The organism is Flavobacterium sp. (assembly GCF_044377315.1).
GTDB lineage: Bacteria > Bacteroidota > Bacteroidia > Flavobacteriales > Flavobacteriaceae > Flavobacterium.
This window is the reverse complement of the sequence record NZ_JBILJG010000028.1, coordinates 1-11,589: the sequence shown is the minus strand read 5'-3', so window position 1 is coordinate 11,589 and position 11,589 is coordinate 1. Positions and strand designations below refer to the sequence as shown.

The window sequence follows — 11,589 nt, the reverse complement described above, 5'->3', positions numbered from 1 at the left end:
TTATCAACAATTCTATTTTTAACAATTGTAAAATTTATTTATTGACTAATTTTACCACATGTATGCATTAGTCGATTGTAATAATTTTTATGCTTCGTGCGAACGTGTTTTCCAACCTCAATATAATGGAAAACCAGTTGTTGTTTTGTCTAATAATGACGGCTGTGTTATTTCTAGAAGCAATGAAGCAAAAGACATAGGTATTCCAATGGGCGCCCCTGAGTTTAAGATTCGTGAACTTCTGAAAGAGAAAAGCATCAAAGTTTTTTCTTCTAATTATCCACTTTATGGTGATTTGAGCAATCGGGTGATGAAAATTCTCGAAGGTTTTACGCCAAATACAGAAATATACAGTATCGATGAAGCTTTTTTGAATTTTGACGGAATGGATATTTCTGATTACCATGATTATGGAATTCAAATGAAAAACCGTGTTCAAAAATGGGTTGGAATTCCTGTTTGTGTCGGATTTGCACCAACCAAAGCCCTTTCAAAAGTAGCCAATAGAATAGCCAAAAAATTTCAAGAAAGAACACAAGGAGTTTATATAATCGATTCAGAAGAGAAGCGAATCAAAGCATTAAAATGGACGAAAATTGAAGATGTTTGGGGAATTGGTCGCAGATTAACAAAAAAAATGATGGCACACCATATTCTAACGGCTTATGATTTTACCAAACCGCAACACGAAGTTTGGATAAGAAAAGAAATGGGCATTATCGGAATACGCTTGAAATATGAATTAGAAGGTAAATCGGTTTTAGATTTAGAGTCTATTCGGGAACAAAAAAAAAGCATTGCCACCACAAGAAGTTTTCCAAAACAAATTTCAGAATTTGACGATTTGAGAGAACGTGTAGCTACTTTTGCGTCGGTTTGTGCTGAGAAATTGCGTAAACAAAAATCGTGCTGTCAAACCATTATTGTAATGTTGGTGATTGACAAATACAAATACGAATCGCAAAAATATTATTTCAATAAAGCCGTAACATTGCCATTTGCTACGAACTCAACACTGACTATTTCTAATGTGGCTATTTCGATGTTGAAAGAATTGCACAAAGGAAACGAAGGAATAAAGTTTAAAAAAGCAGGCGTCATCGTAACCGAATTGATAGACGAAGACAAAAAGCAACTTCAATTGTTTGAAGAAGAAAATCCGAAGCATTTAGCAATAATGAAAGCAATGGATCATTTGAACGCTAAAATTGGAGACAGAAAAGTAAAATTAGGCACACAAAATTTAAATCTAACTTGGAATATGAATCAAAATCATTTATCACCAAGATTTACCACAAGATTCAACGAAATTCTAGAAATAAAATGTCAATAAAAAAAGAAGCTACCTTAATTTTTTATCGCCCAGATTTTGAAAGCGACCTAAAATTGCCTTTCGTACAAGAAGGTGTTTCAGCAGGATTTCCATCGCCAGCAACCGATTTTATGGAAAACAACATCGATTTGAATAAAGAGTTATCCAAAAATTCTTTGGCTACATTTTATATAAAAGTCAAAGGCAATTCGATGGTAAATGCTGGAATAAATGACAAAGACATTTTGGTAGTTGATAGAAGCTTAGAGCCTAAAAATAACAAAATTGCCATTTGTTTTATAGACGGAGAATTTACCGTAAAAAGAATAAAAGTCGAAAAAGACGGTCTGTATTTGATGCCAGAAAATAAAAATTACCATCCAATTAATATTACAGATGAAAATCAACTAATCGTTTGGGGAATAGTGACGTATGTGATTAAGAATGTTTAGTTTTTGGATGCAAATTATGCAAAAGGATAAAGAATTCTTGTCGTTTATAATGATGTGATACTAAAAATTTAAAATGTGAATAAAAAAATAGAATATTTCTATTGATTTTCAAATTAGAAAAATTATCTTTGCACACGAAAAATCAGCTTGATTTTATAATTACAAAACGCTATTTAATAAATACATAAGCAATGTCAAAAGTAATAGGAAAAGTTGCCCAAATCATTGGACCAGTAGTTGATGTAGTATTCAACGGTAAGGATGTTGAACTTCCAAAAATCTATGATTCATTAGAAATCACAAAAAAAGATGGTACTATATTAGTGCTTGAAGTACAATCTCATATTGGAGAAAACACGGTTCGTACTGTATCTATGGACTCTACAGATGGATTGAGTAGAGGATATGAAGTAGTTGGTACTGGAAACCCAATCAAAATGCCAATCGGGGCAGATGTTTACGGACGTTTATTCAACGTTATCGGAGACGCTATTGATGGATTAGGAAACTTACCAAAAACAGGAGATGACGGAATTTCAATTCACCGCGCTGCTCCAAAATTTGAAGAATTATCAACTTCTACAGAAGTTTTATTTACAGGTATTAAAGTAATCGATTTGATCGAGCCTTATGCAAAAGGTGGTAAAATTGGATTGTTTGGTGGTGCTGGAGTAGGTAAAACAGTATTGATTCAAGAGTTGATTAACAATATTGCAAAAGGTCACGGTGGACTTTCAGTATTCGCAGGAGTAGGAGAAAGAACACGTGAAGGAAATGACTTGCTTCGTGAGATGTTAGAGTCAGGAATTATAAAATATGGTGACGCATTCATGCATTCTATGGAAGAAGGTGGATGGGATTTATCTAAAGTTGATAAAATGGGAATGAGAGAGTCTAAAGCTACTTTCGTTTTCGGACAAATGAATGAGCCACCAGGAGCTCGTGCACGTGTGGCACTTTCTGGACTGTCTATTGCAGAATATTTCCGTGATGGAGCTGGTTCTGACCAAGGTAAAGACGTTCTTTTCTTTGTAGATAATATTTTCCGTTTTACACAAGCAGGTTCTGAGGTGTCAGCACTTTTAGGACGTATGCCATCAGCGGTAGGTTACCAGCCAACATTAGCAACCGAAATGGGAGCGATGCAAGAGCGTATTACTTCTACAAACAAAGGTTCTATTACATCTGTACAAGCGGTTTACGTTCCTGCAGATGACTTAACTGACCCTGCACCAGCAACAACATTTGCTCACTTAGACGCAACAACCGTATTGTCTCGTAAAATTGCAGAGCTAGGTATTTATCCAGCTGTGGATCCATTGGATTCTACATCTAGAATTCTTACACCACAAATTTTAGGTGCTGAACACTACGATTGTGCACAAAGAGTAAAAGAGATTCTTCAAAAGTACAAACAATTACAAGATATCATCGCGATTCTTGGTATGGAAGAGTTGTCAGAAGAAGATAAATTATCAGTTTCTAGAGCACGTCGTGTACAACGTTTCTTATCTCAACCATTCCACGTAGCTGAACAGTTTACAGGTATTCCTGGAGTTTTAGTAGATATTAAAGATACCATCAAAGGATTTAATATGATTATTGATGGAGAATTAGACCATTTGCCAGAAGCTGCTTTCAACTTGAAAGGAACAATTGAAGATGCTATAGAAGCAGGACAAAAAATGTTAGCAGAAGCGTAATATAGTTAGCAGTTAGCGGTTAGCAGTACTCAAATAAGGCTAATCACTAATCACTAATTACTAATCACTAAAAATATGATTTTAGAAATAGTATCACCAGAGGCATTATTATTTTCAGGCGAAGTAACTTCAATTTCTTTACCTGGTGTTGATGGTTCGTTTCAGATTTTGAATAATCACGCGCCAATTGTTTCTATTTTAAAACAAGGAATAGTTAAAATTACTGCTCCAAGTTTTAAACTTGACAAAGAAGTAGCAGACAAGTTTACTAAAGTTAACGATCAAAACTATACGCTTGATATCAATTCGGGTACAATAGAAATGAAAGACAACAAAGTAATTGTCTTAGCGGATTAAGAAAAAAAATATAACTATTTAAAAAGCCAAGCATTTATTTGTTTGGCTTTTTGCATATAAAAAATCCCGCCGAAACGAGATTTTTAAATTTTGAATTAAATTTGTTTTATACCTGCGGACCAGATTTAACTAAATTCTGCCCTTCTTCATTATCGGTATATTGAACAAAATTTTTGATAAATCTACCTGCTAAATCTTCGGCTTTTGTTTGCCACTCAGAAGCATCTGCATAAGTGTCTCTAGGATCTAAAATCGCTGAATCTACATCGTGTAAAGCTGTTGGAACTTCAAAATTGAGAGTTGGAATCATTTTAGTTTCTGCTTTTTCGATTGAACCATCAAGAATAGCATCAATGATAGCACGTGTATCTTTTATCGAAATACGTTTTCCTGTTCCATTCCAGCCAGTGTTTACCATGTAAGCAGTTGCCTTGTGTTGTTCCATTTTTTTAACCAATTCTTGACCGTATTGTGTTGGATGTAGTGATAAAAATGCTTTTCCAAAACAAGCTGAAAAAGTTGGTTCAGGTTGTGTAACACCTCTTTCAGTTCCAGCTAATTTGGCTGTAAATCCTGAAAGAAAATAATATTTAGTTTGTTCTGGTGTTAGTTTAGAAACTGGAGGCATAACTCCAAAAGCATCTGCTGTTAAGAAAATTACTTTAGTAGCATGACCAGCTTTTGATACTGGTCTTACAATATTATCAATATGGTATATTGGATAAGAAACACGGGTATTTTGAGTTACAGAACCATCTTTAAAATCAATTTTGCCATTAGCATCAACTGTTACGTTTTCTAGTAAAGCATCTTTTCGGATAGCAGCATAAATATCTGGTTCGTTTTCTCTACTTAAATCAATTGTTTTTGCATAGCAACCACCTTCAAAGTTGAAAACCCCGTCGTTATCCCAACCGTGTTCGTCATCACCAATTAACTCACGTTTTGGATCGGTTGATAAAGTCGTTTTTCCTGTTCCAGATAATCCAAAGAAAACAGCAACATCGCCATCTTTTCCTTTATTAGCAGAGCAGTGCATTGACGCCATTCCTTTTAAAGGTAAATAATAGTTCATAATAGAGAACAACCCTTTTTTCATTTCACCACCATACCAAGTACCACCAATCAATTGAACTTTCTCGGTCAAATTAAAAGCAACATAAACTTCCGAATTTAATCCGTGTGTTTTGTAATCTTTAAAACTTGTTTTTGAACCATTCATTACAATAAAATCAGGTTCGCCAAAATTTTCTAATTCAGCATCAGTTGGGCGAATGAACATGTTTTTTACAAAATGTGCTTGCCAAGCCACCTCCATAATGAAACGAACTTTAAGACGTGTATTTTCGTTTGCGCCACAAAAAGCATCAACTACAAATAATCGTTTACCAGAAAGTTGGTTTACCGTTGTTTCTTTAAGTGCTTCCCAAGTTGTTTGTGAAATTGGTTTATTATCGTTTACTGCTTTTTCAGAATTCCACCAAATAGTGTTTTCTGTTATAGCATCTTTAACTATATATTTGTCTTTTGGTGAACGACCTGTGAATTCTCCTGTCATAACATTTACAGCTCCAAGTTCTGAAAGTTGGCCTTTTTCATAACCTTGTAAACCATCACTTAATTCTTCATTATATAAAAATTCATATGAAGGATTGTAAATGATTTCTTGAGCGTTTTTTATTCCGTATTTTTCTAGCGAAATCGATTTCGTTGTTTGAGCAGATGTATCCATAAATTTGTGTTGTATTGCAATTAATAAATAGAATGCAAAGGTAAAAAATTATATTTACAACGTTGTAGTTAATTAACGAATTATTACTTTTTCTTGAAGAAATTAAATGTCAAAACAGCCCAAGCTGCTATTAATAAAGAACCTCCAATAGGCGTGACAATTCCAATAGCTTTAAAATCAATACCTGTAACAGCTTTAGTTGATAGTAAATAAATCGAACCAGAAAAAAAGATAATTCCTAAAATGATTAACGTCAGTATGGTTTTTTTAGTTTTTAATGGCAAATGTGTATTCATTCCCAAAAAAAGTAGAAATAAGGCATGATACATTTGGTATTTTACACCAGTTTCAAACGAAACTAATTGCTCTGCTGTTAAAACGTTTTTAAAAGCATGTGCTCCAAAAGCACCTAAAATAACGGCTGACATTCCAAAAAAACCTGCTGTTAAAATAATTTTTTTCTCCATTTTTCTTCTGTTTGAAATACTATTTGGCAAAAGTATTAGTTATTAGATTAATTGAAGACCAATTTTAAGTTTTCTTTTATATTTTAACAGTTTAAAATTTTACATTTGCACTTTAAATAGATTTCAATGAAAAAAGCTTTAGTTATTCTTACTGCTTTACTTTTATGTTCTTTCAAAGCAGAAACCACAACTGCCGGAATTCCATCTGGCGAAAAATTAGTTTATGCGGGTTCCTTCAACATGAGCGGACTTATGACACACATTGCTCAAGTTACCATGTCAACCGAAAGTGTAAAAACAGCCAAAAACAATTATTTACATATCAGTTGCGAACTTTCAACATTTTCTAAATGGGATAAGTTTTTTAAAATTAGGGATGTATATGAATCGTATGTCAATCCAACTACAATGATGCCAAGTTTATACAAAAGAAGTATAAATGAAGGAGGTTATATCAAAAATGAAAAATATGTTATAAAAGGCACGTCGGTAACAAGTACAACTTCTAAAAAAAATAAAGTTGAAACTACAAGAAAGTTTACAATTGGAAAATCAACGCAAGATGTGGTTTCAATGATGTATAAGTTGCGTTCTGCCGATTTAGCTTCTATGAAAACAGGCGCAACAAAATCATTTGCAATTGTTTTTGATGAAAAAGAAGTTCCGGTAACTATCAAAATGATGGGTATTGAAATTATTGAAGTTGGGAATCTTGGTGACAAAAAATGCTACAAGTTGTCTATTGGAGCTAAAACTAATAAACTAAAAGGAACCGACAAAAATATTATTTGGTTAACAGCTGATGATAAAAAGGTTCCAGCTCTTATGAAGTTTAGCATTCCTGTAGGAACGGGACAATTAGTATTAACTTCTGCAACTGGTGTTTAATAAGTAAATATGAGAAAAACATTTTTAATTTTAGCTATTATTTTTTCTGTCTTAGGAGCTGTTTTTTCCTTTTTGCCATTTGACTCATTGGCGTTTTTACCTATTGTTTTAGCATTGGTTTTTTCTTATTTAACTTTTTCTAAATCTGAAGACAATCAAAAAAAACTTCCTAAAAACTTATTTATTTTTTCAATTTTATGTGCTGTTTTTGTTCTCGGGAAAACATTTCTCATAAAAGATGAAGTTGAAAAAGATCAAATTTTTGAACAAACTAAAATTGAAAGTACTATCGAAGCCAAAAAAGATTTAGAAGATTTAGAAGATCTCGAATAACTTCTGTTTACATAAAATTCAAAAGCTCGTGTGATTTTGCGCGGGCTTTTTTGTTTTTATCAAAAAATAACAAAAAATCATTCCAAATTCATAAATTTGTATTCTATTTTTATTCAAATATGAGAAATATACTTATAATAGGGGCTGGTCGTTCAGCTTCATCACTAATTCAATATCTTCTAACTAAGTCTGCTGCTGAAAAGTTACATCTTACCATTGGAGATTTATCAATCGAACTAGCACAACGTAAAACCAATAATCATCCTAATGCAACCGCAATTCAATTAGATATCACCAACGAATCGCAACGTCAAGCAGAAATTCAAAAAGCCGATATTGTTATTTCGATGCTTCCAGCACACATGCATATTGAAGTGGCAAAAGATTGTGTCATTTTCAAAAAACACATGGTAACCGCTTCGTATGTTTCCGATGCAATGCAAGGTCTCGATGCTGCTGCCAAAGAAAATAATCTAATCTTCATGAACGAAATCGGATTAGATCCTGGAATTGACCACATGAGCGCCATGAAAGTGATTGATGAAATTAGAGACAAAGGAGGAAAAATGATTTTGTTCGAGTCTTTCTGCGGCGGATTAGTAGCTCCAGAATCTGACACTAATCTTTGGAATTACAAATTCACTTGGGCACCACGAAATGTAGTGTTGGCTGGTCAAGGCGGTGCTGCCAAATTCATTCAAGAAGGAAAATATAAATACATTCCGTACCACAAATTATTCAGAAGAACCGAGTTTTTGATGGTCGAAGGTTACGGAAAATTTGAAGGTTACGCCAACCGCGATTCGCTAAAATACAGAAGTGTTTACGGATTAGACGATGCATTAACTTTGTACCGCGGAACCATTCGTAGAGTAGGATTTTCTAAAGCATGGAATATGTTTGTACAACTAGGTATGACAGACGATTCATATACAATGGAAAACTCTGAAACCATGAGTTTTCGCGAGTTTACTAACTCATTTTTACCATACCATCCAACAGATTCTGTCGAAATCAAAATGCGTTTGGCACTCAACATCGAGCAAGATGATAGTATGTGGGACAAACTGTTAGAACTCGATTTGTTCAATGCCAACAAAATTGTAGGCCTCAAAAATGCAACACCTGCACAAATTTTAGAGCGAATTCTCAACGATAGTTGGACTTTACAGCCTAATGACAAAGACATGATTGTAATGTACCATAAATTTGGTTACGAACTAAACGGAAAACAACACCAAATCGATTCCAAAATGGTTTGTATTGGAGACGACCAAACCTATACTGCAATGGCAAAAACGGTTGGTTTGCCAGTAGCAATGGCGACATTACAAATACTAAATGGAAACATAAAAACACCTGGCGTACAACTTCCAATAAAAGAAGAAGTTTATCTTCCAATTCTCAAGGAACTCGAAGAATATGGTGTGATTTTTAAAGAAACTGAAATGCCTTATATAGGTTACAATCCCGATAAATTAGTGGTTGCGGTTTAAGATTTTTTGGGCGTTCGAGCGGGCTATACATTCCAATCTTTTGCTCCGTTGCACTCCACAAAAGGATTTCCATTGCTATCCCTAACGCATCAGAATAAAATTGGCATCAAGCTTATATGAACTAAAATGCCTTATATGGTAAAAAATATTTACTAACTACAAACAAACAACATGAGCAAAAAAATATTAATAATCGGCGCTTGCGGACAAATAGGAACCGAGTTAACGCACAAACTTAGAGCCATTCACGGAGTAGAAAACGTAATTGCGTCTGACATCCGAAAACTAAACAATGATGTTGTAAACTCAGGACCATTTGAAGTAATCAACGCACTCGATTATAACCAAATCGAACATCTTGTAGAACAATACCATATTGAAGAAGTCTATTTGATGGCAGCATTATTATCAGCAACAGCGGAGAAAAATCCAGCTTTTGCATGGGATTTGAATATGAATTCGTTGTTTCACGTTCTCAATTTGGCGAAAGCAAAAAAAATAAAAAAAATATTTTGGCCATCAAGTATTGCTGTTTTTGGCCCTACAACTCCTAAAGAAAACACACCTCAATACACGATAATGGAACCATCAACCGTTTACGGAATTAGTAAGCAATCAGGCGAAAGATGGTGTGAATATTACCATAACATTTTTGGCGTAGATGTGCGAAGCATCCGTTATCCTGGATTAATAAGTTGGTCAACACCACCAGGCGGCGGAACTACCGATTATGCAGTAGATATTTTCCACAAAGCCATAACCGATGGTAAATACGAATGTTTCCTTTCATCAGAAACTAAAATGCCAATGATGTACATGGAAGATGCTATACAAGCAACTGTTGATATCATGGAAGCACCAGCCGAAAGCATCAAAATACGTTCTTCATACAACTTAGCTGCCATGAGTTTCACGCCAACCCAAATTGCAGCCGAAATCCAAAAACATATTCCTAATTTACAAGTTACTTACAAACCAGATTTTAGACAAAAAATTGCCGATAGTTGGCCAGCCAGCATAGACGACAGCCAAGCAAGACAAGATTGGAACTGGAAAAACAAATTCAACATCGAAACTATGACGGTAGAAATGTTAAAACAGTTGAAAGAGAATGTTTATTAATTTATTACATTTATAAAAAATAGGATGAAGAAAATACTTTTTATAATTTTAATTGCTTCTGTTTTTGGATGCAGTAATGATGATAGTAATACAACAAATTCTAATGATTTAATTCAGAATTATTATTATAATTATATGCTTTATCCTGGTAGAATATTACAAAATAATTCTTCAGACAATAAAGTGAAATTTGAATACGATTCAAACAATAGTATTAAAAAAAGGATTGGCGGTATGACACCATTAGACCAGTCTACAGGTTATGACTATACATTTGTTGAAACAATATTCGATCAACTAACGTATTTGCCAAATCAAATATTTATTGAAAAGAAAACCACTTCAAACATAGTTACTGTTCTAAAATTTGAAAGAAAATTATTTTTAGATAGTCAGAACAGAATTCTGAAAAAAGCAGTTTATAGAGAAAATGCTTTTCCAGAAAGAGATACGACATATTACACCTACAATTCAAATGGGATTTTAAAAGAAAGTTCTAAGACAATAAATAATGAATTTGAAAATTCTATTTATTATTTCAATCAAAGTAATAACATAGATAGCATAGTAACCAAAAAGTTTCTAAACTCAAATTTAATTTTGAAAACAGTTGAAATTTTTTCTGAATATGACAATGCTGAAAATCCATTAAAAAACCTTTTAATTTTTGAAGAAACCTTTTACAGAGCTTTGTCAAAAAACAATTTTAAAAGATATGATAAAAGAGAATATAACCCTGCAAACGAACTTACAGGAACCTCTTTTAGGACATGGAATTTTATTTATGACTCAAATGGAAAAGTAAAGTTTGATCAATTTTGATATATCACTTTTTCAACTTACTAATCAAAGCGTCTTCAATAGGCGCTTTTATTTTTATAACAGCATCAGTAGTATCGTTTGGAATGGTCATAGAAAGCACATAATGACTTATTTTCCAGCTACCATTTTCTTTGGTCAAAACGCCCGAACCTCTGCAAATCTTCATTTGTGTGTTTAGCAATTCATCAAACCAAGCTGTTTTGCCATCTTTGCTGAAGTAAATATTTCTTTCAAGAGCGGTAAAATTCCAAGCTTTTCCTTTATCAAAAAAAGGTTTGGCAAATTTTTGAAAAGCTTCTTTATTCCAATTCTCGGTTGCATCTGTTCCAATAAAAATAGAATTCTCGGTCATAGCATCAAAATAACTAGTATAATCAGCATTTGCGGCTGCTTTGTGCCAATTATCAAGTGTTGTTGTAATTTGAGCTTTTTCAGAATCTATATTTTGAACAGAAGCACAACTAGCAATAACCAAAAATAAGAAGAAATATTTTTTCATGTTTTTTAGATTTGAAAATCAAAGTTAACTCAATTTTAGTAAATTTGGGATTGATTTTACCACAAAGGACACAAAGAAGGCACAAAGAACACAAATCTTAGTGAACTTTGTGTAAAAACTTCATGGTCTTCGTGGTTCAATTTTAAAAGTAAAATAAATAACATCTAAGTTAACTCAATTTTAGTAAATTTGGGATTGATTTTACCACAAAGGACACAAAGAAGGCACAAAGAAGGCACAAAGAGCACAAATCTTAGTGAACTTCGTGTAAAAACTTCGTGGTCTTCGTGGTTCAATTTTAAAAGTAAAATAAATAACATCTAAGTTAACTCAATTTTAGTAAATTTGGGATTGATTTTACCACAAAGGACACAAAGAAGGCACAAAGAAGGCACAAAGAGCACAA

Annotated in this window: 12 protein-coding genes; 9 read left to right on the top strand and 3 right to left on the bottom strand. The window is 33.3% G+C overall.

Translation table 11 applies throughout. The features are described from left to right. The first annotated feature begins 58 nt into the window (after window positions 1–58). The 4 genes from ACIQ66_RS09350 (at window position 59) to ACIQ66_RS09335 (ending at window position 3,824) form a co-directional block, all read left to right on the top strand. Window positions 59–1,333 (top strand): Y-family DNA polymerase, encoded by a 1,275-nt coding sequence (locus tag ACIQ66_RS09350; protein WP_396212538.1) that lies wholly within the window; start codon window positions 59–61, stop codon window positions 1,331–1,333. Further along, window positions 1,324–1,764, top strand: a complete 441-nt coding sequence (locus tag ACIQ66_RS09345) for a LexA family protein (protein WP_396212537.1) — start codon at window positions 1,324–1,326, stop codon at window positions 1,762–1,764. The genes ACIQ66_RS09350 and ACIQ66_RS09345 overlap by 10 nt, the downstream gene beginning before the upstream one ends. A gap of 191 nt (window positions 1,765–1,955) precedes the next feature. Then, entirely contained in the window at window positions 1,956–3,467 is a 1,512-nt protein-coding gene (gene atpD / locus ACIQ66_RS09340; RefSeq protein ID WP_396212536.1) for a F0F1 ATP synthase subunit beta, read from the top strand. A 75-nt stretch (window positions 3,468–3,542) separates the two neighbouring features. Next, window positions 3,543–3,824 carry a F0F1 ATP synthase subunit epsilon gene (locus ACIQ66_RS09335; protein ID WP_396212535.1) on the top strand — a complete coding sequence of 94 codons (282 nt, stop codon included), beginning with the start codon at window positions 3,543–3,545 and terminating at the stop codon, window positions 3,822–3,824. A 106-nt stretch (window positions 3,825–3,930) separates the two neighbouring features. Here the strand turns inward: ACIQ66_RS09335 and pckA are convergent, their stop codons facing one another. Then, window positions 3,931–5,556 carry a phosphoenolpyruvate carboxykinase (ATP) gene (gene pckA / locus ACIQ66_RS09330; RefSeq protein WP_396212534.1) on the bottom strand — a complete coding sequence of 542 codons (1,626 nt, stop codon included), beginning with the start codon at window positions 5,554–5,556 and terminating at the stop codon, window positions 3,931–3,933. Between the two features lie 83 nt (window positions 5,557–5,639). Then, window positions 5,640–6,023 carry a DUF423 domain-containing protein gene (locus ACIQ66_RS09325; RefSeq protein ID WP_396212533.1) on the bottom strand — a complete coding sequence of 128 codons (384 nt, stop codon included), beginning with the start codon at window positions 6,021–6,023 and terminating at the stop codon, window positions 5,640–5,642. Window positions 6,024–6,149: 126 nt separating this feature from the next. Between ACIQ66_RS09325 and ACIQ66_RS09320 the strand changes: the two genes are divergently transcribed. The 5 genes from ACIQ66_RS09320 to ACIQ66_RS09300 all read left to right on the top strand — a co-directional run bounded on the left by ACIQ66_RS09320 (window position 6,150) and on the right by ACIQ66_RS09300 (window position 10,684). Continuing rightward, on the top strand, window positions 6,150–6,911 hold the full coding sequence (locus ACIQ66_RS09320; RefSeq protein WP_396212532.1) for a DUF3108 domain-containing protein: 762 nt from the start codon (window positions 6,150–6,152) through the stop codon (window positions 6,909–6,911). Window positions 6,912–6,920: 9 nt separating this feature from the next. Further along, window positions 6,921–7,244 (top strand): hypothetical protein, encoded by a 324-nt coding sequence (locus ACIQ66_RS09315; RefSeq protein WP_396212531.1) that lies wholly within the window; start codon window positions 6,921–6,923, stop codon window positions 7,242–7,244. A 119-nt stretch (window positions 7,245–7,363) separates the two neighbouring features. Then, the gene (locus ACIQ66_RS09310; RefSeq protein ID WP_396212530.1) at window positions 7,364–8,740 is read left to right on the top strand and encodes a saccharopine dehydrogenase family protein; all 1,377 of its coding nucleotides are present in this window, start codon (window positions 7,364–7,366) and stop codon (window positions 8,738–8,740) included. 171 nt (window positions 8,741–8,911) lie between these two features. Then, the gene (locus ACIQ66_RS09305) at window positions 8,912–9,862 is read left to right on the top strand and encodes an L-threonine 3-dehydrogenase (protein WP_396212529.1); all 951 of its coding nucleotides are present in this window, start codon (window positions 8,912–8,914) and stop codon (window positions 9,860–9,862) included. Between the two features lie 24 nt (window positions 9,863–9,886). Continuing rightward, the gene (locus tag ACIQ66_RS09300) at window positions 9,887–10,684 is read left to right on the top strand and encodes a hypothetical protein (RefSeq protein WP_396212528.1); all 798 of its coding nucleotides are present in this window, start codon (window positions 9,887–9,889) and stop codon (window positions 10,682–10,684) included. A gap of 4 nt (window positions 10,685–10,688) precedes the next feature. On the opposite strand, the gene ACIQ66_RS09295 is transcribed toward ACIQ66_RS09300, so the two are convergent. Further along, complete coding sequence (locus ACIQ66_RS09295; protein ID WP_396212527.1) at window positions 10,689–11,183, bottom strand: nuclear transport factor 2 family protein; 495 nt, start codon at window positions 11,181–11,183, stop codon at window positions 10,689–10,691. Window positions 11,184–11,589 lie beyond the last annotated feature (406 nt).

What these genes read in the sequence shown, in the direction of transcription:
- ACIQ66_RS09350 (WP_396212538.1), top strand. Translation starts at nt 59, where the DNA reads ATGTATGCATTAGTCGATTGTAATAATTTTTATGCTTCGTGCGAACGT.
- ACIQ66_RS09345 (WP_396212537.1), top strand. Translation starts at nt 1,324, where the DNA reads ATGTCAATAAAAAAAGAAGCTACCTTAATTTTTTATCGCCCAGATTTT.
- atpD (WP_396212536.1), top strand. Translation starts at nt 1,956, where the DNA reads ATGTCAAAAGTAATAGGAAAAGTTGCCCAAATCATTGGACCAGTAGTT.
- ACIQ66_RS09335 (WP_396212535.1), top strand. Translation starts at nt 3,543, where the DNA reads ATGATTTTAGAAATAGTATCACCAGAGGCATTATTATTTTCAGGCGAA.
- pckA (WP_396212534.1), bottom strand. Translation starts at nt 5,556, where the DNA reads ATGGATACATCTGCTCAAACAACGAAATCGATTTCGCTAGAAAAATAC.
- ACIQ66_RS09325 (WP_396212533.1), bottom strand. Translation starts at nt 6,023, where the DNA reads ATGGAGAAAAAAATTATTTTAACAGCAGGTTTTTTTGGAATGTCAGCC.
- ACIQ66_RS09320 (WP_396212532.1), top strand. Translation starts at nt 6,150, where the DNA reads ATGAAAAAAGCTTTAGTTATTCTTACTGCTTTACTTTTATGTTCTTTC.
- ACIQ66_RS09315 (WP_396212531.1), top strand. Translation starts at nt 6,921, where the DNA reads ATGAGAAAAACATTTTTAATTTTAGCTATTATTTTTTCTGTCTTAGGA.
- ACIQ66_RS09310 (WP_396212530.1), top strand. Translation starts at nt 7,364, where the DNA reads ATGAGAAATATACTTATAATAGGGGCTGGTCGTTCAGCTTCATCACTA.
- ACIQ66_RS09305 (WP_396212529.1), top strand. Translation starts at nt 8,912, where the DNA reads ATGAGCAAAAAAATATTAATAATCGGCGCTTGCGGACAAATAGGAACC.
- ACIQ66_RS09300 (WP_396212528.1), top strand. Translation starts at nt 9,887, where the DNA reads ATGAAGAAAATACTTTTTATAATTTTAATTGCTTCTGTTTTTGGATGC.
- ACIQ66_RS09295 (WP_396212527.1), bottom strand. Translation starts at nt 11,183, where the DNA reads ATGAAAAAATATTTCTTCTTATTTTTGGTTATTGCTAGTTGTGCTTCT.